Annotated in this window: 18 protein-coding genes; 11 read left to right on the top strand and 7 right to left on the bottom strand. The window is 64.1% G+C overall.

The genetic code is table 11. The features are described 5' to 3' along the window. Nucleotides 1–9: 9 nt before the first annotated feature. The 3 genes from GTA51_RS10400 to GTA51_RS10390 form a co-directional block, all read right to left on the bottom strand. Nucleotides 10–2,682, bottom strand: coding sequence for an ATP-binding protein (locus GTA51_RS10400; protein ID WP_160960882.1), 2,673 nt, complete (start codon nt 2,680–2,682; stop codon nt 10–12). Beyond that, entirely contained in the window at nt 2,679–3,692 is a 1,014-nt protein-coding gene (locus GTA51_RS10395; protein WP_160960880.1) for an ABC transporter substrate-binding protein, read from the bottom strand. The genes GTA51_RS10400 and GTA51_RS10395 overlap by 4 nt, the downstream gene beginning before the upstream one ends. 226 nt (nt 3,693–3,918) lie before the next feature. Continuing rightward, a complete protein-coding gene (locus tag GTA51_RS10390; protein ID WP_160960878.1) occupies nt 3,919–5,049 on the bottom strand; it encodes an acyltransferase family protein in 1,131 nt (376 codons plus the stop codon). 145 nt (nt 5,050–5,194) lie between these two features. Between GTA51_RS10390 and GTA51_RS10385 the strand changes: the two genes are divergently transcribed. After that, on the top strand, nt 5,195–8,644 hold the full coding sequence (locus GTA51_RS10385) for a polysaccharide deacetylase family protein (protein ID WP_160960877.1): 3,450 nt from the start codon (nt 5,195–5,197) through the stop codon (nt 8,642–8,644). 107 nt (nt 8,645–8,751) lie between these two features. Here GTA51_RS10385 and GTA51_RS10380 read toward each other — a convergent pair whose 3' ends face one another. Then, the gene (locus GTA51_RS10380) at nt 8,752–10,704 is read right to left on the bottom strand and encodes an autotransporter outer membrane beta-barrel domain-containing protein (protein ID WP_160960875.1); all 1,953 of its coding nucleotides are present in this window, start codon (nt 10,702–10,704) and stop codon (nt 8,752–8,754) included. Between the two features lie 630 nt (nt 10,705–11,334). On the opposite strand from GTA51_RS10380, the gene GTA51_RS10375 reads away from it, so the two are divergent. Genes GTA51_RS10375 through glpK form a run of 4 tightly spaced genes read left to right on the top strand, consistent with a single transcriptional unit; the run spans nt 11,335 to nt 16,321 of the window. Further along, nucleotides 11,335–12,282: a sugar-binding domain-containing protein gene (locus tag GTA51_RS10375; RefSeq protein WP_160960873.1), complete on the top strand. Its 948-nt coding sequence runs from the start codon at nt 11,335–11,337 to the stop codon at nt 12,280–12,282. 14 nt (nt 12,283–12,296) lie between these two features. Then, on the top strand, nt 12,297–14,024 hold the full coding sequence (locus tag GTA51_RS10370) for a glycerol-3-phosphate dehydrogenase/oxidase (protein WP_160960871.1): 1,728 nt from the start codon (nt 12,297–12,299) through the stop codon (nt 14,022–14,024). Between the two features lie 15 nt (nt 14,025–14,039). Further along, nucleotides 14,040–14,831 carry an MIP/aquaporin family protein gene (locus tag GTA51_RS10365; protein WP_160960869.1) on the top strand — a complete coding sequence of 264 codons (792 nt, stop codon included), beginning with the start codon at nt 14,040–14,042 and terminating at the stop codon, nt 14,829–14,831. Continuing rightward, on the top strand, nt 14,828–16,321 hold the full coding sequence (gene glpK / locus GTA51_RS10360; RefSeq protein ID WP_160960868.1) for a glycerol kinase GlpK: 1,494 nt from the start codon (nt 14,828–14,830) through the stop codon (nt 16,319–16,321). Before GTA51_RS10365 ends, glpK begins: the two co-directional genes overlap by 4 nt. A 571-nt stretch (nt 16,322–16,892) precedes the next feature. On the opposite strand, the gene GTA51_RS10355 is transcribed toward glpK, so the two are convergent. Genes GTA51_RS10355 through GTA51_RS10345 form a run of 3 tightly spaced genes read right to left on the bottom strand, consistent with a single transcriptional unit; the run spans nt 16,893 to nt 20,283 of the window. Continuing rightward, on the bottom strand, nt 16,893–18,050 hold the full coding sequence (locus GTA51_RS10355) for an iron-containing alcohol dehydrogenase (protein ID WP_160960866.1): 1,158 nt from the start codon (nt 18,048–18,050) through the stop codon (nt 16,893–16,895). A gap of 50 nt (nt 18,051–18,100) precedes the next feature. Beyond that, nucleotides 18,101–19,309, bottom strand: coding sequence for a serine hydrolase domain-containing protein (locus GTA51_RS10350; RefSeq protein WP_246198082.1), 1,209 nt, complete (start codon nt 19,307–19,309; stop codon nt 18,101–18,103). Between the two features lie 14 nt (nt 19,310–19,323). Then, nucleotides 19,324–20,283 carry a YbgA family protein gene (locus tag GTA51_RS10345; protein ID WP_160960864.1) on the bottom strand — a complete coding sequence of 320 codons (960 nt, stop codon included), beginning with the start codon at nt 20,281–20,283 and terminating at the stop codon, nt 19,324–19,326. A gap of 129 nt (nt 20,284–20,412) precedes the next feature. Here GTA51_RS10345 and GTA51_RS10340 point away from each other — a divergent pair, with 129 nt between their 5' ends. The 6 genes from GTA51_RS10340 (at nt 20,413) to GTA51_RS10315 (ending at nt 26,001) form a co-directional block, all read left to right on the top strand. Beyond that, nucleotides 20,413–21,045, top strand: a complete 633-nt coding sequence (locus tag GTA51_RS10340) for an HAD family hydrolase (RefSeq protein ID WP_160960863.1) — start codon at nt 20,413–20,415, stop codon at nt 21,043–21,045. Next, the gene (locus GTA51_RS10335; RefSeq protein WP_160960861.1) at nt 21,038–21,682 is read left to right on the top strand and encodes a phosphatidylserine decarboxylase family protein; all 645 of its coding nucleotides are present in this window, start codon (nt 21,038–21,040) and stop codon (nt 21,680–21,682) included. Before GTA51_RS10340 ends, GTA51_RS10335 begins: the two co-directional genes overlap by 8 nt. Before the next feature lie 43 nt (nt 21,683–21,725). Next, nucleotides 21,726–22,499 (top strand): CDP-diacylglycerol--serine O-phosphatidyltransferase, encoded by a 774-nt coding sequence (gene pssA, locus GTA51_RS10330; RefSeq protein WP_160960860.1) that lies wholly within the window; start codon nt 21,726–21,728, stop codon nt 22,497–22,499. Nucleotides 22,500–22,620: 121 nt separating this feature from the next. Then, nucleotides 22,621–24,162, top strand: a complete 1,542-nt coding sequence (locus GTA51_RS10325; RefSeq protein ID WP_160960858.1) for a 2-isopropylmalate synthase — start codon at nt 22,621–22,623, stop codon at nt 24,160–24,162. Then, nucleotides 24,147–25,406 (top strand): 3-isopropylmalate dehydratase large subunit, encoded by a 1,260-nt coding sequence (gene leuC, locus GTA51_RS10320; RefSeq protein WP_160960857.1) that lies wholly within the window; start codon nt 24,147–24,149, stop codon nt 25,404–25,406. The genes GTA51_RS10325 and leuC overlap by 16 nt, the downstream gene beginning before the upstream one ends. 97 nt (nt 25,407–25,503) lie before the next feature. Continuing rightward, entirely contained in the window at nt 25,504–26,001 is a 498-nt protein-coding gene (locus GTA51_RS10315) for a 3-isopropylmalate dehydratase small subunit (protein WP_160960855.1), read from the top strand. Nucleotides 26,002–26,325 lie beyond the last annotated feature (324 nt).

Here is a 26,325-nt window from a genome sequence, read left to right as displayed (position 1 = left end):
GGGTGCAGCTCAAACCCGGCCCGTTGCCCGCGCTCCCAGCGCACAAGCGACAACCTCCTGCAAGGTGAAGAGATCCACCGGCTTGGAAATGTAGCCGTCCATCCCGAGGGCCAGAAACTTTTCCTTGTCCCCGGTCATGGCACAGGCGGTCATGGCCACAATGGGGACATCGGCCTTGCAACCAAGATCGGTCGAGTTTCGGATCAACCGGGTGGCTTCCACACCGTCCATGACCGGCATCTGGATGTCCATGAGCACGAGGTCGATGTCGTGCCCGGCCAGTCGTTCCACCGCCTGCCAGCCATTGGCCGCGACGATGACCTGGTACCCGGCCTTTTCGAGGATTTTGCGGCCGGCCATGAGGCTCACCGCATCGTCCTCGGCCAGCAGGATGCGTAGCGGTACATGGTCGCTGCCCGGCAGGGCCAGGGGGGCAGGGCAGCGCAAGGCCTGCCTCGCCGCCCCGGGGCTGGCGGGCAGGGCCAGCGGCAGGCTCAGGTACAGGCTCAGGCCGCCGCCCGGAGGGTTGTCGATGGCCAGTTCGCCGTCCATGAGCCGCACGAGTTTGCGCACGATGGAAAGGCCGAGCCCGGCTCCTTGATGGTGGCGCGTAAACGTCGCTTCCGCCTGCACAAAGGGTTCGAAGATGTCTTTAAGCTGTTCGTCGGAAACGCCGATGCCGCTGTCTGTGACGGTAAAAAGAACCCGCACCGGTTTGGCCGGGGCGCCTGGCAGGGGGGCCAGGGAAACGGCCACCGAACCCTGGTCGGTGAATTTGATGGCATTGCCCACCAGATTAAACAGAATCTGGCGGATGCGGGCCTCATCACCAATGAACCGGGGGGGCAGATCGGGGCTGATCGTGAACTCCAGCACAAGGCCCTTTTCCTGGGCAGCGGGGCGAAACAACTCCAAAATGGCGTCCCGCAGATCGACCACCGCGAATTCCTCGCCGGCAATTGCCATCTTGCCGGCTTCGATTCTGGAAATGTCGAGGATGTCGGAGAGCAGTCCGGTCAGGCGCTTGGACGCCGTCACGGCCTGGAGCAGATACTCCTGTTGCTCCGGGGACAGCGGTGTGGTCTGGAGCAGGTGCAGCATGCCCAGAATGCCATTGAGCGGCGTGCGGATTTCATGGCTCATGTTGGCCAGAAATTCGGATTTGGCGTGGCTGGCGGCCGTGGCCGCAGCCGTGGCCGAGCGCAACGCCTCCATGGCCCGCTTGCGTTCGGTGATGTCGGTATGTGTCCCCAGCATGCGCAAGGCCCTGCCCGCAGTGTCTTTTTCCATCACCTGCCCGCGCGTCATGATCCATTTCCAGGTGCCGTCACAGGTGCGCATGCGAAGCTCCGATTCATACGGCTCACCCGTTTCCAGGTGGGCCAGAATCAGCGCTTCAACCTGGGGCAGGTCCTCGGGATGGAGCAGGTTGCGCCATGTTTCATAGCGTGGGGCAAAGGCGTCCGGCGGATAGCCCAGCATGGCGAACCAGCGGGGACTGAAATAGACGTCGCCGGTGTCCATCCGCCAGTCCCATAAGCCGTCGCTGACGGCGGCCAGGGCCATTTCCAGGCGTTCCTGGCTGTTGGAAAGGTCGGCCTGGGCCTTTTGGCGCGTGGCGATTTCGGCTGTAAGATCGTGCATGGTCCCGAGCAGTTTGCCGGTCATGTCGTTAAACGTCTCGGCCAGCCGTTGCGTTTCGTAAAAGGAGCCCCCCGGGGCCTTGGCCCCGATCTCGCCCCGGCCAATGGCCAAGGCGGTGCGGGTCAGGGCCTGGATCGGGGCCACGATACGCCGTCGGGCCGCCAGGGCCAGGACCGTCGCCCCGAACAATGCGCCGCACAGCACCAGGGCGTAGACGCCAAGCATCTGGTAAAACGGGCGCAAGACCGCCTCACCAGCCACCACGACCACGGCCGAGAGGACCGGCTCGCCCAGAAGCACGGGCGTGGCCACGGAAAGGGCAGACTCGCCGTTGAGATCGGGGGCCAGTATGGGCCGGTCCTGGGCCGTAAAATGCCGGCCGGCCAGGGCCAGGGAAAAATCCGGGGCAGCCAGAATCCGCCCGCTTGGGCCGGTAATGAGCACCTCGACGTCCGGGGGATGGCTGAACTTTGTCACCAGATCCTGAAAAACCCCCAGGCGCAGCATGCACAACATGACTGCCCGGGGTTCCCCCGTGCGGGGGTCGGACAGGGCGATGGCCAGGGGCATAAGCGGCTCCCCGACATCGGCATCGATGGTCACGGGGCCGAAGGCGCTGCCCTGGGAGCGCATGACTTCCCTAAATTCCTGGCGAAATGCAATATTTTCCGGTATATAAAGGCCATAGGCCTTGAAATTGGATACTTTGAGGCGCTGTTTTCCATCCGGGCCGGCAAAGGTGATTTCGTGCACGGCCGGCAGGCTGGCCAGCAGTTCCAGCAGCCACTCCCGCTGCATCTCGGGCGAGGCGCTGAAAAAGTCGCGATAGCGGTTGATGGAGCGGATGTCGTTTTCGATGCCGGTCAGTATTTCCTTGACCTGGAGCGACACCGAGACGGAAAGCCCCTGGGCCTGCCGGTATTCGGAAGCAAGCTGGTTGTGGTAGAGGCTCACGCCCAACACACCGCCCAGGGCCAGCAGGGGAAGCAGGGCCAGAACCAGGAAGGTGGAGGTGAGCAGCGAACCCAGGCGCGTCATGGAACCGACCTCTCCGGGTGGGCGACAACGATGCGTTGGGCCTGTTTGAGAAAGGACTCCGGGACGTCAAGGCCGATGCGGGCCGCTGTTTCCAGGTTGATGGCCAGATAGTCGCGGGCGGTCTCCACCGGAATCCCCGAGGGTTTGACGCCTGTCAGGGCCAGCCGGGCCATGCGGGCGGCCTGTTTGCCGATGTCGGGGCCGCTAAAGCCGTAGCCGGTCAGGACGCCCTGCTCGACATGGTCCAGGCGGGGGGAACTCATGGGCAGCCGGCGCGCCTCGGCCACCGTCATAAATTCCCTGAATCGGGACAGAACCAGCCCTTCCCGGGGCAGAAAGATCGCTGAGGCCTGCGGCGGAACCAGGGCGGTGTTGATGGCAAAATCCGGGGCCGCACTGATGGGGGCCACGGCCAGTTCCACGCCAAGGGCGGCGGCCGCTTCCCTGATCTGGCGCAGGCTCGCCAGGGCGCTGGCCTCGGCGGGGTTGTAGGGCACGAAAACGGTCTTGGTCCGGGGGGCGAGCTGGAGCAGGGCCTGGAGTCTGCGGCCTTCGCTCGGGGCCAGACGCACGCCGGTCAGGTTGGCCTCGGGTTGGTGGATATTGTTGACCACACCCGAGGAGACGGGATCGTTGACCGGCCCAAAAATCACCGGGATGCGGTTTTGGGCCGTGGCCTCCTTGGCCGCCACGGCTGCGGCGGTGGGGGAGGCGAAAATGAGGTCGGGGTTTTGGGGCAGCAGGGCGTCCAGGGTCTGGCGCAGCTCGGTTGCGGAGGTGGCTGGTTCGGGGATCAGATAGGTCACATCATGGCCTGCAACGAACCCGGCTGCGGCCATGTCTTCCTGAAACCCGGCCAGGGTATCAAGGTTATTGGCGGTAAATTGGACGACACCGATAACCAGCGGGCGTGGGGGTTGCTTTGGCACAAGTCCCTGCCAGGCGGCCAGTCCACCGGCAGCCAGGACCAAAACGAGGAGGGCTGTGGTCTTATACATCGCTACCGTCATGCGGATGGTGCCGGCCTGAGGCCAGCAACTGCCTGGAAAACGTCTCGCGCCCAGGGCGCGGCGTCGGCCCGCCAAAGACACTTTCGGTAACACTGTCACATTTACACAGTTACGCCAAGGCGGAACTGGCCGCATGAACAGGGTGCTGTGGGGCAGGCCGGTTTGGCGGCAACCGCAGCGGCCCGAGGTGACGAAGCGGTTGGCTTTGGGCGGAAACGAGCGGCGGTCACAGCGTGATAACGATGCGGCGGGCAGAAAGCGCCCAGGCCCCCAGGAGCATGACCAGCAGGCACAGGAGGGACCAGCCCAGCGACGCCCAGTCGCTCGGTGCCTGACCGGCGAAAAGGCCCTGGTACAGATACGCCTGCAGGCGCATAGAACCGTTCGGGCCGCCGGGCAGGTGGATATGGCGCAGGCTGGCGGCCAGAAACGAGGCGGTGGCATAAACGGCCAGGGCATTTGTCCCCAGCATCGTCAGCGGTCTGGCCCAGGCAGCCCAGGCAGGCCAGACGGCCCGGCCGCGCCCGTTCAGGAGCCAGTGCGTCGCCGCGAGGAGCACCACCCCGGCCCCGCCAAGGACCAGCACAAACGAACTGGAGCAAATGGATTTGTTCAGGGGAAACCAGAGGCTCCAGAGACGCCCCAGGCCCAGCACGGCCAGCCCCAGGCCGGCCGCACGGCCGGGTGCCGGTGCGCCCCGGCGCAGCCAGCGCCCGGCCAGCACCCCGATAAGGCCCAGGGCGATGGCCGGAAGGGTGGACAAGACACCCTCCGGGTCCCAGGTGGTGCCGAATTTCCAAATATGGCTGCCCAGCAGCAACTGATCCAGCCAGCCTTGCAGATTGCTGTCCGCGTCGAGGCTTGGCCGGCCAAGCCCCGGTACGGGCACCCAGCCCAGCAGCAGCCAGTATCCCGTGAGCAGTGTGAGGATCAGCGCGGCAAGGGCCCGGCTGCAAAGGCGCACATGCAGCCAGGCCGCCACCAGATACACGATGGCGATGCGCTGCAGCACGCCGGGAAGGCGCAGACTTTCAAAACTGAAACGCCAGTAGGCGTTTTCCAAAAGGCCCAGGGCGAATAGTATGCCGGTGCGTCTGCCGACCTTGGGCCAAAAGCCCGCCGCCTGCCCGGCCCGCACCCGGTCCCGGTCGATGGACAGGCCAACGCTTGTGCCAACAAGCACTAAAAACAAGGGAAAAACGCAGTCGGCCAGGGTCAACCCGTTCCAGGCGGCATGGCGCAGTTGCGGGAAGACGTGTTGGCTGTCGCCGGGATTGTTGACCACGATCATGACGGCCACGGCCAGTCCGCGCAGGCAATCCACACAAGTCAACCGCGCTTTGCGTTCTGTGCTCATGGAATTTCCTTTATTGCCAGTTGGCAGCGTTAACAAGGGCGCGCCCGGCCCCTTCGCCGCGTCTGCCAGTACCTCTCCTTTGCGCCGTCGTCGGTAACGGCGAACCCGCCTGCCTGGGCCAAATTCAACCTCTGACGAGAATGACGTGTCCCAACCAAGAAATCGTCCGGTCTTTTTTGATCCCAACCACAAACGCTGGCCCAGGGTCAAAGCGGGGGTCTTTCTGGCCGCCGCCCTGATCTCCGCCATCCTGGTGGTGCTCGTGGCCAGCGTGCTGCTCAACCCGGCCCTGGAATCGCTGTCCCTGCCCTCGGCCCGTTTTTTGCCCCGGCGCAACCATACCGCGCCACCTGTGGCCAAGGACGCGCCGCCTGCGGTCGATACCCGGCTGGCCAAACTCAAAAAGGGGCTGGCCAAGGAAATAAAGGCCGCCAAACAGGTCGCGCCCCTGGTGGATACGACTCCAAGTCAGCCGTATGCCACCAAGGCCATTGGCTTTTTTGTCAATTGGGATGATGCCAGCCTCAGTTCGCTCAAAAAAAACATCGACAACCTCGATCTGCTCGTGCCCGAATGGCTGCATCTGGTCGGGCCGGACGGCACCGTCGTTGCCGACGACCCGGACAAGACCCGGGAGGCCCTGGACTTTATACGGCAGCGCAAGCCGTCCCTGCCCGTTATGGTGCTGGTCAACAACTTCACCGACCAGATCTGGCACGGCGACGCCGTGGCCCGCATGACGGCCAAAAGCGAGGCCCGGGCCAAATGTATCGGGATGCTCCTGGATTTCGTCCAGAAAAACAATTTTGCCGGGGTCAGCCTCGACTTTGAAGACATCCCGCCGGCCGGGCTGAAAAACTATCTGCGTTTCGTGACCGAAGTCGCCGCCACCTTCCATGCCCGGGGGCTCACCGTTTCCATAAACGTCCCGGCCGATGATCCGGCCTTTCCCTACAAGGCCATAAGCGACGTCGTCGATCAGGTCATCGTCATGGCCTACGACGAGCACTGGCCCGCCGGCAAACCCGGCCCCATCGCCAGCCTGCCCTGGTTTACCAAAGTCCTGCGGGCCCGGGCGGCCCAGATTCCGTCGCAAAAGCTCGTGGTGGCCCTGGGCAGCTACGCCTACGACTGGGCCAAAGGCAAACAGGGCGAAGAAGCGACCTTTGAGGAAGCCGTGCTCACGGCCAAGGACTCCGAAGGGAGCATTGCCCTGGACCCGGCTTCATCCAATCCCCATTTCGACTACCAGGACGAAAACGACGTGACCCACGACGTCTGGCTCATGGACGCCACCACGGTCTATAACGGCATGATTGCGTCCATGCCCCTGCAACCGGCCGGCTTCGCCCTGTGGCGGCTTGGCGGCGAAGACCCCTCCATCTGGACCTTTTTCGGCGTCGATTGGAAGTTCGGACCCCAGGCCGCCAAACGGCTGGAAGAAATCCGGTTCGATTACGACCTGGACTACGAAGGCCAGGGGGAAATCCTCAAGATCGCCCAGACGCCGCGCATCGGCCGGCGCACCGTGGCCGTCAATGACAAGACCGGATTGATTACGGCCGAGAATTTTGAAGTCTACCCCTCGCCCTATGTCATCGAGCGGCACGGCTTTGTGCCCAAGACCGTGGCCCTGACCTTCGACGACGGCCCCGATCCCAAATACACCGCCCGGATTCTGGATGCGCTCAAAGCGGCCGACGTCAAAGCCACGTTTTTCATCATCGGCGGCAATGCGGAAAAATATCCCGAACTGGTGCGCCGCACCTTTGCCGAAGGCCACGACATCGGCAACCACACCTACACCCATCCCAATATTGCCGACGTCTCGACCACCCAGCTCAATCTCGAAGTCTCGGCCACGGCCCGGCTCCTGGAAAGCGTGCTGGGCCGCCAGACCCACCTGTTTCGGGCGCCCTATGGCGAGGACAGCGAACCGGAAACCCAGGATCAGGTGCGGCCTATGGATGTGCTCAGCCAACAGGGCTACGTTTTCGTGGGCATGCGCATCGACCCCAATGACTGGAAACAGCCGGGCGTGGACGCCATCGTCGATGAGGTGGTGCGCCAGGCCGAGACCGGCGAAGGCAACGTCGTACTGCTCCACGATTCCGGCGGCGAGCGGGCCCAGACCGTTGCCGCCCTGCCGCGCATCATCGAGAGCCTGCGGCAGCGCGGGTATCGGTTCGTGACGGTATCCGAATTGTTGGGCCAGAGCCGGGATGCCGTCATGCCCGAGGTCAAGGATGAAAACCCGGTGGTGTCCTACGGCAACCGGCTCGGATTTTTCCTGCTGTTTGTCTGGTCGGCCGGGTTGCGCACGCTCTTTATCGTAGGCACGGTCCTTGGCATCGGGCGGTTGCTGATCCTGGTGGTGCTGGCTGTCTGGGAGAAGCTCTTCGGCCGCCGGTGTCCCGTGGCGGCAGGCGTAGCAGGCATGGTTGACGCGGCAGGCATGGAAGACGCGGCCGAGCTGTCCGTGGCCGTGGTGGTGCCGGCCTACAACGAAGAGAACGTCGTGCTCCAGACCGTGCAATCGCTTTTAGCCTGCCAGCATCCCAAACAATTTGAGATCATCGTGGTGGACGACGGCTCCAGCGACGACACCTACGGGGTATTGTGCCAGGCCTTTGGCAACAACCCGCTGGTGGTTGTGGTGACCCAGCCCAATGCGGGCAAGCCGGCGGCGCTCAATCACGGCATTTCGCTGACCAAGGCGGATATCGTGGTGACCCTTGACGCCGATACGGTCTTTGCCCGGGACACCATCCTGCGGCTGGCCGCCTGGTTTGGCGATCCCAAGGTGGGGGCTGTGGCCGGCAACGCCAAGGTGGGCAACCGGATCAATTTCCTCACCCGCTGTCAGGCGCTGGAATACGTCACCAGCCAGAATCTGGACCGGCGGGCCTTGACCGTTTTGGACAGCGTCACGGTGGTTCCCGGGGCGGTGGGGGCCTGGCGGCGGGACGTGGTGGAACGTGCCGGCGGCTTTTCCGGCGAAACCCTGGCCGAGGACGCGGACCTCACCATTCGCATCCAGCGCATGGGCTACGCCGTGACCTACGAAGAGCGGGCCATTGCCCTGACCGAGGCACCGGATACCCTGCGCGGCTTTTTGCGCCAGCGCTTTCGCTGGATGTTTGGCACGTTGCAAGTGGCCTGGAAACACAAGGACGCCCTGCTGCGGCCGCGCTACGGCCTGCTCGGCTTTTTCGGGCTGCCCAATATCTGGCTCTACCAGATCATTTTCCAGTTCATTTCGCCGATCATGGACCTGTGGCTGGCCTACACCTGTCTGGCCGCCGGGGTGATGTGGGCCTGGCATCCCTTGGCCTGGGAGCCGGACACGCTGTTGCGGGTGGTCTTTTACTATGCGCTGTTTATGGCCGCCGACATCCTGGCCGGCATCGTGGCCTTTCTCCTGGAGCGCGACGAGGACAAGAGCCTGCTCGTTTGGCTTGTGCCCCAGCGGTTTCTCTACCGCCAGCTCATGTACGTGGTGGCCCTTCGCACCTTTGTGGCTTCGCTGCGCGGCCGGGAAATGGGCTGGTCCAAGCTTGAGCGCAAGGCAACGGTGGATTCGCGCCATTTGTAAGACTGGCGGCAGGCTCGGCCCCAAGACGCTGGGGAGCGCCTGGGAAACGGACGGCACGGTCTTGGCAGGCTGCTTTTGCGGCCCACGCTCGACCGTTGTCGCACCTTTTAGAAACTGACGCTGAGCCCCAGTTCCCCGCCATAGCTGACGGTCTGGGGATTAAAGGCCATGGCCGAGGCCGCGCCCCGGACCATGACCCGCTCGTTGATTTTATACGTTGTGCCGACCATTCCCGTGGCCCAGTCCGTGGCCGTCGGGGCGGCGTCCAGGGTATAGGGCGCGGCCGTGGCCGAGGTCAGGGCCGCTTTGACCTGCCGGCTGCCCTGATCGATCAGCTCATGGTTCCACTTGGCTTCGACAAACGGCCGCCAGTCGGCCAACGTGGCCGACACCCGCCAGCCGAGTTGGCTGACGGCCGAATCCCGCAGTTGTTGGCCATACGACAGGGCGGTTACGCCATTGGCCCCGGTGAGCGCGCCGCTGGTGCCGGTCTCGGCAAAGCCGTTTATGCGCACCTGCTGGAGCACCAGCCCGGCCACCGGGCCGGTGGTCAGCGGCCCGAGCGGGATATCGCCGCCGGCCCGCAGGGCCAGGGCCAGGGAGTTGCCCTGGGTGGTCGCGGTATTGTGATCCGTAAAAAGTCCCAGGGTAACATCGCGTTCGATCTTGTCCTGCAGCCAGCCGTAGGAGGCCACGGCGTTGCCCCATACCGGCCCGGCCTGGTAGGCGGCGTAGAGGCTTAGGGCCTGATCGTTTTGGTCGAAATGTCCGCCGCCCAGGGAGAACTCCTGGGTTTGGGTGCCGGCCGAGAAGGCCGCGCCCAGGATCAGCCCGCCGGGCGTCTGGTAATCGGCTCCCAGCGACCCGGCAAACGGCACACCGGACAGGCCTGGAAATCCCGAATCATTCTGCAGCGTAAGCGCCGAGGCCCCACCGCCGATCCAGACGTTGACGCCGGCCCTGCCGCGATGCTGGCTGGTCAGCTCGATTTGGCCTTGCAGGCTGGCGGCCCGGGCCAGACCGCCCTGGACTGCCAGCTCGGGCAAAAGCGCCATGAGCCGTGGCGCAACGAGCAGGCTGGTCTCATAATCCGACTCGATCTGCTGGCCGGCCGTGGTCAGATGCTTGCCGTCCAGAAAAAGATAGGTCTGGAGCTGGAGCGGGGTGACGTTGGCCCAGCTGGTCGTCAGCGCGCTCACCGAAGATGGGGCGTTGGCCGCCAGCACCGAGGCCGGGGTGAAGCCGAAAAGGGCCGGGTTGGTGGTCACAAACCCAAAGAGGCTGGTCAGGTCGGCCGGGATAAACCGCACGCCGGCATTGGTCAGGTCCGACCATTTGAGATTCCCATAGCCCACGGCCCGCAGATAATTGTCCAGGTTGGCGGCCGGGACAAGGCCGCCAGGGCCGGCCAGGGCGGCGGTGTAAAACGTATTGGGAACCATGATGGTGCGCGCCCCGGCAGCCTGCAGGGCGGCCACGCCGATTGTCAACTGGGCCGAGACGCCGCGCAGGAAATCGGGGTTGGCGGCAATCCAGGCCGCGCCCTGGTTTTGCACGAAAATCAGATCATTGTTGCCGCTGTTGACAACATAAAGGGCGTTGGCATTGGCGGCCCCGCCCGTGGTGGCGAGGTAGTTGGCGATCTGCTGGGTGGTGGCCACGTTGCCGGGCAGGGAACCCGGGATGGCGGCGGTCGTTGTAGAAGCGGTGAGCGGGGCGGTGTAGGCGCTGCCGTTGGCAAAGTTGGTGCCGCCCAGGCTTGACGGTTCGACCCCCAGGCCAAAGCGGCCGGCCAGCAGGGTGCTGGTCATGATGCCGGGTCCGGCAAAGCCGCCGGCAGCGCCATGGGCCACGGCAGCAACGAGGGCCGCATCGACCGCCGCATTCCCGGTCGTCGTGTAGCGGAAATAGCCGGAATCCAGAGTGCTGTCGCCAAACCCCACGAACTGGTTAAAGGCCCCGGCTGCGGCGGCTGGGCCGGCGCTGACAAGGACGGCCAGGAGTACGATGGCGGCCCGGACCAGGGACGGGAAGGGCGGGGACTGCGAAAGCTGGGGCATGGCGTTGTCTCCGGGATTGCCGCGCAGGCGGTCGGCGGCCAGGCTTGACCCCGCCGCACAAAGTTCAATTTTCTAAATAAATAAGCAATTTTAGCCTAGCACATATTCAGGCTGTCGTAAAGCTGGCGGCCCAAACGGGCCGGTGGGAAAGCGCCAGCCGCCCCAGGGATTGGGGGACCGGAGGCGTGGTGCCGGCCCGAAGGCGCCGTCGGGAACCGGAGCCGCCGCGTCTGGGCATCTGCTCTTTTTTGTCAGCCCAAGGCTTGGCTGCCCGTCTGCCGCAAAGGCAGCCTGACCGGGTCGCACGGCGGCCTGGCCCCGGCCGCGCCCAAGCGCCTGGGGCCGATCTGCCCGGCAACAAGTTGCACCAAAAAAATACAGATGATTCAAGGGTTCGCCAGTTCTCGTGGTGGCCGTCGTTTTCTCAGGTATTCCGGGAGCGGTTTCCATGTCGGCTGTCGCCCTGTTTCGGAAAAGCGCAGGAACATTCGCGCCTTTGATCAAGTTTGTGAAGAAGGCGAATTTTTGCTGATGAACTATTGACCTGATCGTTTTACAATTGTAACAAGACTGCCAAAGCAGCCCGCCCGAAATGCGCGGCAAAATGGACCAACGGCAGCGGAGGCCCCCGTGGCATGGATTGATGTAAGTGAACACCAGCTCATCTCCCGGGTTGCCTGGCTCTATTTCAATGAGGAGCTGACCCAGGCCGAAATCGGCGAGCGCCTTGGCCTGACCCGGCTTAAAGTCAACCGCCTGCTCCAGGCCGGACGCGAAGCCGGACTCATCCGCGTCGTTATCAATACCGCCTTTAAAGACTGCGTGGCCCTGGAAGCCGGACTGGTGCGCGAATTCGGTCTGGTGCGCGCCATGGTCGTGCCTACGCCCGAACGCGACGGCCTGGCCCGCTACGACACCATCGGCCGGCCGGCCGGTGAATACGCCTCCCTCCAGCTTCAAGACGGCCAGCGCCTGGGCGTGGGCTGGGGCTATACCCTGTGCGCCGCCATAAACGGCATGGTCATCCGCAATTTCCGCAACGTTTCCGTCACTTCCCTCTACGGCGGCGTGCCGCGCAGCCCGGTCAATCCCTTTGATTCAACGGCGATGTTCGCCAGAAAGCTGCAAGCCGTGGTCTGCAACCACCTGCCCGCCCCCATGTTCGTCTCCACTCAGGAAGTGCGGGCCACCATCGCCGACCAGCCCTTTTTCCGCACGTTTTATGAGGAAGCCCTGGCCGTGGACATGATCCTCACAGCCGTGGGCGATATGACCGCCCAGGCCACCAACATTGCCCTGGGGGCCATCACCCAGGACCAGCGCCGCGAGCTGGCCCGGGCCGGGGCCGTGGGCGAATTTTTCGGCCGCTTTCTGGATGCGCAGGGCAATGTCGTGGACCACGAAGTCAATCAGTGCAGCATGTCCCCGGATTTTGACGGGCTGTTGCAGGTTCCCCACATCATCCTCGTTTCCGGCGGCATGGCCAAAGTTCCCATCCTGCAATCGGTGCTGCGGCGCGGCTGCGTCCACGTCTTTGTCACGGACGCGCGCACAGCCCACAGCCTGCTCAACCCGTAAGACAAGGCGGAGTCATGAACAGACAGGAACACTTAAACCGTCTTAAAGACGGTGAACCGTTTGATCTGCTGGTCATTGGCGGCGGGGCCACCGGCTGCGGCATCGCCCTGGACGCGGCCACCAGAGGCCTTCGCGTCGCGCTTATCGAACGCGACGATTTCGCCCAGGGCACCAGCAGCAAAAGCACCAAACTGGTGCACGGCGGGGTGCGCTACCTCGAAAAGGCCATCTTAAAGGCCGACAAGGACCAGTTCAATCTTGTGCGCGAGGGCCTGCGGGAACGCGGCCGGCTGCTGCGAAACGCCCCCCATCTGGCCCATGCCATCCGGCTTATGACCCCGGTCAAGACCTGGTTTGAGGCCGCCTACATCTTCGCCGGGTTGGTCCTTTACGACCTCCTGGCCGGGCGGCTGTCCCTGGGGCGCAGCCGGCTGGTCACCCGGGCCACGGCCCAAAAGCTCTTTCCGCAGCTCAATCTGGACGGCTATGTGGCCGCCGTCAGCTACACCGACGGGCAGTTTAACGACGCCCGCATGGCGGTCACCCTGGCCCGTACCGCCGCTGCCCATGGAGCCGTATGCGTCAACCATGTGGAAGTGACCGGACTGGTCAAGGAGGGCGGCCGCATCCGGGGAGCCCAGGTGCGCGACCGCCTCGATGGGCGCACCTGGACCGTTGCGGCCAAGGGCGTGGTCAACGCCGCCGGTCCCTTTGCCGATGCCGTCCGGCGTCTGGACGACCCGCAAGCCCCGGATACGCTCAAGGTCAGTTCCGGCATCCATATTCTGCTCAAAGCCGGAACCACCCCCGACGATTTGTCGCTCATGATCCCGAGCACCGAGGACGGGCGCGTGCTGTTTATGATCCCCTGGCAGGGGCATGTGCTCTTTGGCACCACCGACGAGCCGGCGACCGTTGCCTTTGATCCGGTGCCGCAGCGCAAGGACGTGGACTATCTGCTGCGCTACGCCAGCGCCTATCTGCGCCGGCCGGTGACCCGCGAGGACATCCTGGCCGTGTGGGACGGCCTGCGCCCGTTGGTTTTTGATCCGAAAAAGAAATCCACCCAGGAACTGGCCCGCACCCACGTCCTGACCCAAAGCCCTTCGGGCTTATTGACCATGGCCGGCGGCAAATGGACCAGCTACCGGGCCATGGCCGAGGACGCCGTGGACGCCGCCTGCCTGGCCTTTGGCCTGGGGCAGGGGCGGGCCTGTGTCACCCAGGAACTGCGCCTGCTTGGCTCCCAGTCCTATTACCCCGACGGCTGGCGGGATCTGGCCGCCCGCCAGCGTATTGCCCCGGATCTGGCCCGCTCCCTGTTCGCCCTCTACGGCGACGAGGCCGGGCAGGTGCTGGCCCTGGGGCGCGACCCCGAACTGCTCCAGCCTATCCATCCGGCCCATCCCTATATCGGCGCCCAGGTCGTTTTCGCCGTGCGCCGGGAAATGGCGGAACATGTCAGCGACGTCTTATTGCGACGACTCCCCCTGGGGTTGGTGGACATGGCCCATGCCCTGGAGGCGGCTCCCGTGGTGGCGGCGATCATGGGCCGCGAACTCGGCTGGGACGAGACGCGTCGCGTTAGCGAGGTGGACAGCGTCCGCCGGCTGCTGGAGGCCTGGTTTTCCGGGCAGACTCCGGATGCAGGCCGGCAGGCGCATACTGCGGCAGAGGCGGACCTGGAGGGACAGTCTCTTCTTCGTTCGCGGGAGAAGAGGCCAACAGCGCATGTGATGTAAGAGGAGGGGTACGGCATGAGTCAATCGGCATTGGGCAAGGAGATGTTCTCCGAATGTCTGGGAACCATGGTTCTCATCATTTTCGGAGCCGGCTGCGTAGCCATGAAGGTCTTTTTTGGCGAAGCGCTCAACATCAGTTGGGATACGATTACCTTCGGCTGGGGCATGGCTGTCTTTTTTGGTGTATTGGCCAGCCTGCGCTCCGGTGCCCACATTAACCCGGCCGTGACCCTGGCTTTGGCCGTCACCGGCCGCTTCCCCTGGGGCAAGGTGCTGCCCTACGCCCTGGCCCAGACCGTGGGCGGCTGTATCGGCGCGTCCATCGTCTTTCTGGATTTCAAGGCCAAATGGCTGTTGTTTGACCCCCAGTTGGTCAAGACCGCCGGTATCTTTTGCACCTTCCCGGCCGTGCCCGGTTTCTGGCCCGGCTTTATCGATCAGGTCATCGGCACTGCCGTGCTGATGTTCGGCATCCTGTCCATCGGCGATTTCGGGGCCAAAAACAAAGTGACCTGGATCGGACCCGTGGCCGTGGCCATGCTGGTCATGGCCATCGGCATGAGCCTTGGGGCCATGAACGGCTATGCCATAAACCCCGCCCGCGACTTCGGCCCCCGCTTTTTCGCCTTGATCGCCGGCTTCACCCAGCCCAACCTGATGGATACGAGCATTGTCCTGGTGCCCATCCTCGGCCCCCTTGTCGGCGGTCCGTTGGGCGCGATCATCTATGACAGAACCACCGGAGCCCTCAACAAAGACCCCGACGTCTGCTATTGCGAAGACGGCGCGCAGGAGTGTGATTCATGAGCCGCTATATCTTAGCCCTCGACCAGGGCACCACCAGTTCCCGGGCCATCCTGTTCACCCGCGAAGGCGATATCAAACAGATTTCCCAAAAGGAATTCACCCAGATCTATCCCCAGCCGGGTTGGGTGGAGCACAACGCCAACGAGATCTTTGACACCCAGTCCTTTGTCATGCGCGAATGCCTGACCCATGCCGGCGTGGACGCCTCCGAAGTGGCGGCCATCGGCATCACCAACCAGCGGGAAACCACCGTGGTCTGGGATAAAAACTCGGGCGCGCCCATCCACAACGCCATCGTCTGGCAGGACCGCCGCACGGCCGGCTTTTGCGACGAACTCAAACAGCGCGGTCTGGCCGACACCATCCGCCAGAAAACCGGTCTGGTGCTCGACGCCTACTTCTCCGGCACCAAAGTGCGCTGGATTCTCGACAACGTGCCCGGGGCCAGAGCCAAGGCCGAAAACGGCGAACTGCTCTTTGGCACCGTCGACTCCTGGCTCATCTGGAACCTGACCAAGGGAGCCGTCCACGTTACCGACGAGTCCAACGCCAGCCGCACGCTGCTGTTTAACATCAACACCGGTGCCTGGGACGACGAACTGCTGGCCATTATGGAAGTGCCCCGGGCCATGCTGCCCCGGGTGTCCATGTCCTCGGAAGTCGTCGGCGAAACCCATCCCGAGTTCTTCGGCAAAGCCCTGCCCATCGCCGGCAACGCCGGAGATCAGCAGGCCGCCACCTACGGCAACGCCTGCCTCAAAGAAGGCATGGCCAAAAACACCTACGGCACCGGCTGCTTCATGCTCCTAAACACCGGCAAGGCCCCGCGCGCCAGCCAGAACAACCTGCTGACCACCATGGCCTGGGCCACCCCCTCGGGACGGTTTTTCGCCCTGGAAGGCAGCGTCTTTATTGCCGGTGCCGTGGTGCAATGGCTGCGCGACGGCCTGGGCATCATCCAAAGCGCGCCGGAAGTCGAACAGCTCGCCCTGTCCGTGCCGGACAACGGCGGCGTCTACTTGGTCCCGGCCTTCGCCGGCCTGGGTGCGCCCCATTGGGACCAGTACGCCCGCGGCACCATGGTGGGCATCACCCGGGGCACCACCAAAGCCCACATCGCCCGGGCCGCCCTGGAATCCATCGCCTTGCAGACCCTCGATATTATGGACTGCATGCAAAAAGACGCCGGCATCACCCTCGATACGCTGCGCGCCGACGGCGGGGCCACCCGCAACAACCTGCTCATGCAGTTCCAGGCCGATGTCCTGGGCGTGCCGGTGGAGCGGCCCATGGTGACCGAAACCACCGCCCTGGGCGCAGCCTATCTGGCCGGGTTGGCCGTCGGATTCTGGAAAAGCGAAGAGGAAATCGCCGCCATGTGGCAGCTCGACCGCCGGTTTGAGCCAAACATGGACCAGTCCGTGCGCGACAAACTGCTCCACGACTGGCAGCGCGCGGTTGAACGCGGCAAGAACTGGATCGAAACCTAGACGACACGGGGAGCGAAAGGCAGAAGATGCCTCCGGCGGCCGGGGGGGATCATCCCCCCCGGACCCCCTGGATGGGGGCATTGGGTAGACGGGATAAGGGGCTGCTGCGAGGGCGGAAAGTCGGGAAGACTTTTGGGGCGCGGGAGCGCTTGGCGGCTGCGCCGCGTGGGTGGCTGCAATTCGGGCCGCCGACACTCCCCGCGAAGCGCGGGGAGCACGGCGGCCCCAATTGCAGCCACCCGGTTCGCCCGGGAAAGACAAGCATCAATTGACCCTCGCGCCCAGGTTTGACCTGTCTGCTCGCTCTTTCTCCAAGCAAATGCGGCCCAAAGGGCCGCTGGCGAGTTGGGGGTCGGGATTTTGGTTGCGAAAGCTGCCGGGCTTTGACGGCAGCTTTCGCAACCAAAATCCCGACCCCCATCTTCTCCCGCTCCCGCTCCCGCCAACGACCGCCCTCCCCAACCCGCTTCCCGCAACCCCGCCACCCATACGGGGGGTCCGGGGGGATCATCCCCCCGGCCGCCGGAGGCCTCTTCTGCCTCCTTCTTCCTACCTTCCATCTGCCGCTCCCTCAGCCCAGGGCGGTCGTAACGATGGCGGTGAGTTCCGTCTCGGTTAAGGCGATGGGGTTGCCTTGCATGCTGCTGGCTTGGGCTGCTTTGGCCACGACAAGCGGGATGTCGCTGCTCGTCACGCCAAGTTGGGCGAGGGTGGGGGCGGCGAGCTGGCGGCAGAGTGCGGCCAGCCAGACGACGCCGTCTTCTGGGGTGGCGTTGGGGGTGCCGGTGACGATGGCGGCGGCGGTGGCGTAGGCGGCCAGGGCCGGGGAGGCGGGGGCGCGGCTGCGCAGCGCCCTGATATTGGCGGCTGTTACGACAGGGAGCAGGCTGGCGCAGATTTGTCCGTGGGGGGCGTTGAAAAGGCCGCCCAGCGGTGCGGCGAAGCCATGGACGGCCCCGAGTTTGGCGTTGGCCAGGGCCATGCCACCCAAAAGGCTGGCCAGGGCCATATCCTCGCGGGCGTCGCAGTTGCTGCCATCGGCGTAGGCGGCCGCCAGGGACCGGGCTGCCCGGGTGAGGCCCTCCCGGCACAGGGCATCGGTCATGGGATTGGCTTTGTTGGAAACGAATGCCTCCAGGAGCTGGGTCAGGGCGTCGAGGCCCGTGGCTGCCGTTACGGCCGGCGGCATGGAGACGGTCAGCAGGGGATCAATCAGGGCAACTGCGGGCAACATCAGGGGCGAGCGCAGGCTGACTTTGACGCGCTCGCCGGGCACGGTCAGCACGGCGTTGGCCGTGGCTTCGGCCCCGGTGCCGGCCGTGGTCGGCACGGCCAGCACCGGCAGCGGTCGCTCGGTCAGGGGCCGGCCGGCCCCGACCACTTCCAGATAAGTGAAAATATCTTCGGTATTGGTTGCCAGGGCGGCCACGGCCTTGGCTGCATCAAGCGCCCCGCCGCCGCCCAAACCAATGACGATGTCGCAGCCGTTCTCCCGGGCCAGGAGCGCGCCGGCCATGGCCGTGGCGACGGTTGGTTCGCCGGCAACGGAGAAGCGCGTCACGGCAAGGCCGGCCTGGGTAAGGGCCTCAAGCAACCCGGCGTGGCGGTCTGGGTTGGCACCCGTGATGACCAGCGGGGCACGCCCGAGGCCGGCTGTGAGTTGCGGCAGTTGCCGGGCCGTATCCCGGCCGAAAACGACTTTGCCAGGGGTTTGGAAGGTGAAGTGCATGGCGGCAGTGTGTCCTGGTTGCGGGTTGGGGTAGTGTTTGCGCCCGGCGCTTACCCGGCGGATTTGCCTGTGAGCAGTTCCAGCAGCTTCCAGCCTTCTTTGGAGAAATCGCCTTCGGTGTCGCAGAGAAGCACCACCCCGGCCCTGTCGGCCGGCGACATGAGGACCAGGGCGTAATAGCCGCCGGAGCGGCCGGCGTGCAGCACGTAGTCCTTGTCGCCGAAATTCATGATGTTCCAGAAATAGCCCAGGGACAGGGTCGGGATTGCGGCTACGTGTTTGCGGGCCAGATGGGCCAGCCGGGCGGCCGGGAGCAGCGGCGTGGGCGTAACCCCCAGGTTGGCGGCGGCGTAGCTCAGGAGATCATCGGCGGTGGAGCGCAGCGCACCGGCCCCCTCCAGCCCGGTCACGATCCAGTTGGGCACCACCTTGCCGGCGGCATTATGGCCGTGGGTCATGCGCGCGTTCTGGTCGTCGGACAGTGTGATCCGAGTGTCGAGCATCCCCAGCGGCGCACAGATTGCGTCCACCGCCAGCCGCTCGTAATCCTTGCCGGCTGATCGGGCCAGCAGATAGCCGGCCAGGGCCGCACCAACATTGCTGTAGTAAAAATTCTGGCCGATGGGGGCCAGCAGGCTGGCTTGGCCCAGATAGCGCAGCAGCAGGCCCGTGGAATAGCCGGCCAAGGGATTTTGCGGATCGGTGGAGGGCAGGTTGTCGGGCGCTTCGGGCAGCCCTGAGGTGTGGGTGGCCAGATCGAGGTAGCTGACCCAATACAGCGGCGAATCCTTGGTTATTGTCCCGGGCGGCAGGGACAGGCGGATGGCGTCGGTGTCGCGCAACTTGCCGGTCATGACGGCCTGGGCCAGGAGCAGGCCGGTGAAGGTCTTGGTAATGGAGCCGATTTCAAACAGGGTGCGGCCGTCCGGGGCGTTGGCGTAGCGTCCTTCGCTGCGTCGGCCAAAGCCGTAGGTGGCCCGGCCGGCCGGGCTGACGTAGCCGACGACCAGCCCGTGCACCCGGCCCGACTTGGTCAGGCCCTCGACGAGATGGGCCGTGGCCGCGCGACCGGGCAGGGGGGCGGCCTGGGCCGTGGCCGGGAGTGCAACTAGCACCAGCAGGGCCGCCATGACGGCGAGGGAGGCTCGGGCAACTCGGCTAACTCGGACAGCTCGGGCAACGAGGACAGTTCGGGCGGTCAGGGCGGTCAGGGCGGTCAGGGTGCCCAGCGGGAGCGGCAGGGGCGAACGGTGCGGCATGGGCAGACTCCGGCTCAGGCGTGGTTTCGCAGCTTGAGTTCGATGGGATGCGGCGTTAGGTAGGCCTGATCCTTTAAATAGGCCACGTCGTATTTACGGGTGTAGTGGCCAAGCAGGGTGATGGGCACGATCAGCGGCACAAGGCCCAGGCGGTAGTTGTCGATGACTTCGTTTAATTCAACTTTTTCGTCAGCGGTCAGGATTGTTTTGAAATAGCCCATGATGTGCTGGAGCACGTTGGCGTGTTTGGCCGGGGTGGCGGGCAGGGAAAGCGCCTGCATGAGGAGTGTTTCATAGGATTGGAGCAGGGCGTCGGCAGGCCAATTTTTGGCCTCGGCGGTCAGCCGCCCGATCTGCCGGGCCAACTGCGGGCTGTGGGCCATGAGCAGCAGCTTGTGGCGGCTGGTGAAGGCGATGACGCGGGCCGTAAGCGAGGTCTGGCCGTCGCCGGCCAGGGTGTCGCGCCAGCGCTTGAGCGTAAAGATACGTTCGATGAAGTTTTCCCGCAGCTTGTCGTCGTGCAGGCGGCCTTCGTCTTCCACCGGAAGGCGCGGAAAGCGGTCGAGGAAGGCCCGGGCGAAAAGCCCCACCCCGCGCTCGGCCGGCGCGCCCTTGTCGTTGTAGACCTTGACCCGGGTAAAGCCGCTGGACGGGGATTTGGACTTGAAAATAAAGCCGCACAGGTTTTCTTCGGCCAGGGCCTGGGCCCGGGCGACGGCAAAGGAACGCATGCGTTCGGTAAGGTCCACGCCGGTTTTAATGGTCATAAGCCGCGGCGCGTCCGGGTCGCCGACCAGCCGCATGGCCTCCCGGGGCACGCCCAGGCCGCATTCGACTTCCGGGCACACCGGGACGAACTCGAAATAGCGCCCCAACGTATCGGCAACGTAGCGGTCGCATTTGTGGCCGCCGTCGTAGCGCACGGGCTGGCCGAGCAGGCAGGCACTCACACCCACGCGAATTGGTTCTGTCATGATGGCTCCTGCATTAAAAATTCCCGACTTGCCCGAGGCCGGGTTACCGGCTAAAGCCTTCCAGGCGTTGGCCAGTGTACGGGCTTTGAACCTTTATGGGAAGCGACGCTGCGAAACGCAAGGGGATGTATGCGCGAACTCTGTGGACTTGCTGCTGTTTTCTTCGATTTCGGAGGCGTTCTGGCCGAGGAGGGGTTTCGCGAGGGCCTCATCCACATCGCCACGGCGGCCGGGCGCGATCCGGCCGAGGTGCTGCCCTTGGCCTATGAGATGGCCTGGAGTACGGGCTTTGTCCTGGGCAGCGTGGACGAGGCCGGCTTTTGGGAAGCCTTTCGCCGGGCCACCGGCATTGCCGGCCGGGACGAGGACCTAAGCGCTGCCGTGCTGTCCCGGTTTGTGCCCCGGCCCTTCATGTTCGCCGTGGCCGACGCGGCCCGGGCCGCCGGCCTTAAAACCGCCATTTTGAGCGATCAGACCGAGTGGCTGGCCCGACTGGACGCCGCCCATGACGTTTTTTCGCATTTTGATATGGTTTTTAACAGTTACGACCATGGCACGAGCAAGCGCGAGGCGGCTTTCTTTCATATCGGCCTGCAAACCCTGGGTGTTGCCCCGCAAAAGGCCCTTTTCATCGACGACGCCGCCCACAATACGGACCTGGCCGCGAGCCTGGGCTTTAAAACCATCCTCTACCGGGACCGGGCCTCGTTTTTTGAGGAACTTTCCACCCTGTGCCCGCCCCTTGGAGCCACCCATGTATAATCCCATTTGCGGTCTGGCCCGCGACGGCCTGCCGATCATCGGTTTTTTCGCCCTGGCTGCGCTTATCACCGGGCTTCTGCGCTGGCCGTGGCTGGCCGGGCTTTTTTTGCTGCTGACCGCCTTCTCGCTCAATTTTTTTCGCGATCCCGACCGGACCATCCCGGCTGAAGCCGGCATGGCCGTGGCCCCGGCCGACGGCGTGGTCTGCAAGATGGGCGAGGAGATCGACCCGGCTTCGGGCGAAAAACGCCAAGTAGTGTGCATCTTCATGAACGTGGTCAACGTCCACGTGAACCGCTCGCCGGTGGCTGGCGTGGTTTCGGAAGTACGCTACATTCCGGGAAAATTTTTCAATGCCTCACTGGATAAGGCCTCCACGGACAACGAGCGCAACCTGATCGTGGTGACCGACGCCGAGGGCGCGCGGTTTACCGTGATCCAGATTGCGGGCCTTATTGCCCGGCGTATCGTGTGCCCGGCCAAGGTCGGCGACCGGCTGGCCCAGGGCGAGCGCTACGGTATGATCAAGTTCGGATCGCGCCTTGACGTCTATCTGCCACAGGGGTATGAAGCGGCTGTCACAATGGGCCAGAAAACCACGGCGGGTGTCACCGTCCTGGCACGAAAGGCCGGATAGCGGCGGGTTTTGCCCCGGCAGCAGCAGCGAAAAAGCGGAAACGATGGAAGAGAAGATCCCCCAGAGCCGGGCTCGCAGGAGCGTTTACATCCTGCCGAATCTGTTCACCATGGCCAGCCTTTTTGCTGGTTTTCTTGGTGCGCTGTGGGCCATCGAAGGCCGCTTTGACATGACCGCCCTGGCCATCCTTTTCTCCTGCCTCTTTGACGGACTCGACGGCAAGGTGGCCCGGCTCACCAACACCAGCAGTGATTTCGGCGTCCAGTTCGACTCCCTGGCCGATCTGGTCGCTTTTGGCGTCACCCCGGCCATCATGGTCTACCAGTGGCAGTTGGCCCGCTTCGGCCGCCTGGGCATCTTGGCCGCCTTTATGCTCGTGGCCTGCGGCGCGCTGCGGCTGGCCCGGTTCAACGTCATGTCCGGCAAGGCCACCGCCTCCAAGAAATTCTTCGTCGGCCTGCCCATCCCGGCCGCCGGCTGCATGATCTCGCTGTTTTTCATGTTCGAGCAATATCTGCCCGACGACATCGCCGCCGCAGTGATTCCCAAAGCCTGTCTCGTCCTTGTCTACGCCCTGTCCTTTCTCATGGTCAGCCGCGTGCGCTACGCCTCGTTTAAGGAATTCGGGCTGGTCAAGGCCCATCCCTTCAGCGCCATGGTGACGGCCCTGCTCCTTTTCGTGGTCGTGGCCTCCGAGCCCTGGCTCATGGGCTTCCTGCTCTTTTCCGCCTACCTCGCCTCCGGCATCATCTACACCTTTTTTGTTCTGCCGCGCCGCGCCTCCAAGCTACGGGAGCCCCACCAGGAGCTCTCATAATACCATTATCCCCTTTTTGACATTTCTTGTCATTGTCCCGGCCCCAGGCTAACCAGAGCCCTGCCGTGTGCTTACACGTGCGCATTCCTCTCCGCAAAACGCGGGGAAAGGGGAGACTCCTATGCCCGATGACAACAGGGTATTTATTTTCGACACCACGCTTCGGGACGGCGAACAGTCGCCCGGTGCCACCATGACCCGCGAGGAAAAAGTCCGCATGGCCCGCCAGCTCGAAACGCTTGGCGTGGACATCATCGAAGCCGGCTTTCCCGCCGCCAGCGAAGGCGACTTCCAGGCCGTTTCCGCCATTGCCGCATCCGTTAAAAAGCCCATCGTGGCCGCCCTGTGCCGGGCTTTGGCCTCGGACATCGACCGGGGCTATGAGGCCATCAAAGGGGCCGAGCGTAAGCGCATCCATACCTTCCTGGCCACCTCCGAACTGCACATGGAGCACAAGCTCGGCAAAACGCCGGCCCAGGTGCTGGATATGGCCGAAGCGGCCGTGCGCCACGCCGCCGGCAAAGGGGTCGAGGTCCAATTCTCGGCCGAAGACGCTTCCCGCTCCGATCCGGCCTTCCTCGTGGCCGTGTGCGAACGCGTCATCGCCGCCGGGGCCACTATCCTTAACATCCCCGACACCGTCGGCTATGCCCAACCGGCCGAATTCGCCGATCTGATCCGCCATCTGCGCGCCACCGTGCGCGGGGCCGAAGGTATTACCTTCGCCGTCCACTGCCACAACGACCTGGGCTTGGCCGTGGCCAACACCCTGGCGGCCCTGCACGCCGGGGCGCGGCAAGCCGAAGTGACCCTTTCCGGCATCGGCGAGCGGGCCGGCAACGCCTCCCTGGAACAGGTGGTGATGAGCCTGAACACCCGTCCCAACTACTATAATCTGACCACCTCAATCGTCACCGTGGAGCTTTTCCCCTCGTGCCGCCGCCTTTCGGGCATCATCGGCCAGCCCATTCCGCCCTATGCCCCCATCATGGGCCGCAACGCCTTTGCCCACGAATCCGGCATCCACCAGCACGGCATCCTCAAGGATCGCCGGACCTACGAGATCATGACCGCCGAACACATCGGCCGCAAAGGGGCCGTTGTGGTGCTCGGCAAGCATTCCGGCCGCCACGCCCTGGACGCCAAGGTCAAGGAACTCGGCTATACGCTGACCGACGAAGAGTTGCTGGTCGTCTTTGACGCGGTCAAGCAGTTGGCGGATCGCAAGCAGCGTATTCTCGATGAGGACATCGAAGCGCTTATTCTCGAAAAAGTCCTGCGCCGCCCCGATGTCTATGCCCTGCAGTATCTGTCCGTACACTGCGGCAATGTGGAACTCGCCCCCTTTGCCGTCATCGAAATGCTGGTGGAAGGCCAGTCGGCGCGCCACTATTCCGCCGGTTCCGGTCCCGTGGACGCGGTCTTTAACGCCGTGTGCCAGGCCGTGGGCCGCAAGCCCGAACTGGAAGAATACCATATCAACGCCATCACCGGCGGTACCGACGCCCAGGGCGAAGTGACCGTGCGCATCCGCGACGGCGCCGCCACCACCGTCGGCCGGGGCGTCCACGACGATGTCATCATGGCCAGTACCCTGGCTTTTATCAATGCGCTCAATCGTTTGGCCAAGAAAGAGGAGGAACGGATATGCCCGCAACTTTAGCCGAAAAAATCCTGCAGCAGCACAGCGACGAGCAGATTACCGGACCCGGGCAAATCGTCCGTTGCCGGCTCTCCCTGGTCCTGGCCAACGACATCACGGCACCGCTTGCCATCAAGTCCTTTGAAAAGATGGGCGCTGCCGCCGTCTTTGACAAAGACAAGATCGCCATCGTGGCCGACCACTTTACGCCCAACAAAGACATTGCCTCGGCCGAACAGGTCAAAGTCTGTCGCGAATTTGCCAAAAAGATGGGCATCACCCATTACTTCGAGGGCGGCAACGTCGGCGTCGAACACGCGCTTTTGCCCGAACTCGGCCTCGTCGGCCCGGGGGATGTCATCATCGGTGCCGACTCCCACACCTGCACCTACGGCGGCCTGGGAGCTTTTGCCACCGGCATGGGCTCCACCGACATCGCCGCCGGCATGGCCCTTGGCGAAACGTGGTTCAAAGTGCCGCCCACCATCCAGGTTATTTTGACCGGCACGTTGCGCCAATGGGTCGGGGCCAAAGACCTCATGCTGGCCCTTATTGGCACCATCGGCGTGTCCGGCGCGCTCTACAAAGCCCTGGAATTTACCGGCGATCTCGCAACCGCCCTGTCCGTTGAAGGCCGCATGACCATGTCCAACATGGCCATCGAAGCCGGCGGCAAGGTGGGCCTGTTCCCCGCCGACGCCAAAACCCTGGCCTACGCCGCTGCCCACGGCCGCACCGGCGACGTGGCGCTTGCCGCCGACCCCAAGGCCGTCTACGAGCGCACCGTCACCATCAACGCCGACGGCATGGAGCCGCAGATCGCCTGCCCGCACCTGCCCGACAACGTCAAACCCGTGTCCGCCGTGGCCGGGTTGCCCATCGATCAGGCCGTTATCGGCTCATGCACCAACGGACGCATCGAAGATCTGCGCGAAGCCGCCGCCATCCTTAAAGGCAAAAAAGTCGCCGACTCCGTGCGCTGCATCGTCCTGCCCGCCACACCCAATATCTGGCGTCAGGCCCTGGCCGAAGGACTCATCGAGACGTTTATGGCCGCCAACTGCATCGTCGGTCCCGCCACCTGCGGCCCGTGCCTGGGCGGCCACATGGGTATCCTGGCCGGCGGCGAACGCGCCATCGCCACCACCAACCGCAACTTCAAAGGCCGCATGGGCAGCCTGGAAAGCGAAGTCTACCTCTCCGGCCCGGCCGCTGCCGCCGCCGCCGCCATCGCGGGCGAGATCATCGACCCGGCGAAGGTGTAAGTTGGTAGAGGGAAGAAAAGAATAAGATGCCTCCGGCGGCCGGGGGGATGATCCCCCCGGACCCCCCAATGGGGCAAGCGAGATAAGGAGATATCCTATGTACCACGGTACAGCACATACGGTCGGGGCGCATATCGATACCGACGCCATCATTCCGGCCCGGTTTCTGGTCACCACCGACCCCGACGAACTCGGGGCCAACTGCATGGAAGGCCTGGAAGCGGGCTGGATCAAGAAAGTCAAAAAAGGCGACATCATGGTCGCCGGCGAAAACTTCGGCTGCGGCTCGTCGCGCGAACACGCCCCGGTAGCCCTGCTCGGTGCCGGCATCCCCGTGGTCATCGCCCACAGCTACGCCCGCATCTTCTACCGCAACGGCTTTAATATGGGGCTGGTGCTGCTGGAAATCGGCGACGACGTGTCCAAAATCCACGACGGCGACGAACTCAAAGTCGATGCCGATACCGGCGTCATCCAAAACGTCACCACCGGCACCACCATCCAATGCAAACCCGTGCCGCCGTTCATGCAGGGCATCCTCGACAAAGGCGGCCTCATCCCCTACGTCCAGGATCGCTTGGCCGAGCGGGCCTAGCGCGAAAGCGCAGGCAGAAGGCAGAAGGCAGAAAGCGAAGAGTGCCTCCGGCGGCTGGGGGGATAATCCCCCCAGACCCCCTGAAATGAAGGGGGGTAGGGGTTAGGACGGCAGGTTGGAATGCGTTCCAGCAGCCTGACAACACCGGCAGCCTGCCAGTTGAAGCACTCCTCTTTTATAAAACTTGCCTCCATTCAGGGGGTCCGGGGGGATCATCCCCCCGGCCGCCGGAGGCCTCTTCTGCCTCCTTCTTCCTACCTTCCATCTGCCGCTCCCTCAGCCCAGGGCGGTCGTAACGATGGCGGTGAGTTCCGTCTCGGTTAA

It is taken from the genome of Solidesulfovibrio aerotolerans (genome assembly GCF_009856865.1).
In the GTDB taxonomy this organism is placed as follows: Bacteria; Desulfobacterota; Desulfovibrionia; order Desulfovibrionales; family Desulfovibrionaceae; genus Solidesulfovibrio; species Solidesulfovibrio aerotolerans.
Note: the sequence above shows the minus strand (reverse complement) of the source record. Positions and strands in the feature narration are given on the sequence as shown.

Coding starts and splice junctions, on each gene's coding strand:
- GTA51_RS10365 (WP_160960869.1), top strand. CDS start 14,040: ATGAGTCAATCGGCATTGGGCAAGGAGATGTTCTCCGAATGTCTGGGA.
- glpK (WP_160960868.1), top strand. CDS start 14,828: ATGAGCCGCTATATCTTAGCCCTCGACCAGGGCACCACCAGTTCCCGG.
- GTA51_RS10370 (WP_160960871.1), top strand. CDS start 12,297: ATGAACAGACAGGAACACTTAAACCGTCTTAAAGACGGTGAACCGTTT.
- leuC (WP_160960857.1), top strand. CDS start 24,147: ATGCCCGCAACTTTAGCCGAAAAAATCCTGCAGCAGCACAGCGACGAG.
- GTA51_RS10350 (WP_246198082.1), bottom strand. CDS start 19,309: ATGCCGCACCGTTCGCCCCTGCCGCTCCCGCTGGGCACCCTGACCGCC.
- pssA (WP_160960860.1), top strand. CDS start 21,726: ATGGAAGAGAAGATCCCCCAGAGCCGGGCTCGCAGGAGCGTTTACATC.
- GTA51_RS10395 (WP_160960880.1), bottom strand. CDS start 3,692: ATGACGGTAGCGATGTATAAGACCACAGCCCTCCTCGTTTTGGTCCTG.
- GTA51_RS10390 (WP_160960878.1), bottom strand. CDS start 5,049: ATGAGCACAGAACGCAAAGCGCGGTTGACTTGTGTGGATTGCCTGCGC.
- GTA51_RS10345 (WP_160960864.1), bottom strand. CDS start 20,283: ATGACAGAACCAATTCGCGTGGGTGTGAGTGCCTGCCTGCTCGGCCAG.
- GTA51_RS10315 (WP_160960855.1), top strand. CDS start 25,504: ATGTACCACGGTACAGCACATACGGTCGGGGCGCATATCGATACCGAC.
- GTA51_RS10380 (WP_160960875.1), bottom strand. CDS start 10,704: ATGCCCCAGCTTTCGCAGTCCCCGCCCTTCCCGTCCCTGGTCCGGGCC.
- GTA51_RS10400 (WP_160960882.1), bottom strand. CDS start 2,682: ATGACGCGCCTGGGTTCGCTGCTCACCTCCACCTTCCTGGTTCTGGCC.
- GTA51_RS10340 (WP_160960863.1), top strand. CDS start 20,413: ATGCGCGAACTCTGTGGACTTGCTGCTGTTTTCTTCGATTTCGGAGGC.
- GTA51_RS10325 (WP_160960858.1), top strand. CDS start 22,621: ATGCCCGATGACAACAGGGTATTTATTTTCGACACCACGCTTCGGGAC.
- GTA51_RS10335 (WP_160960861.1), top strand. CDS start 21,038: ATGTATAATCCCATTTGCGGTCTGGCCCGCGACGGCCTGCCGATCATC.
- GTA51_RS10355 (WP_160960866.1), bottom strand. CDS start 18,050: ATGCACTTCACCTTCCAAACCCCTGGCAAAGTCGTTTTCGGCCGGGAT.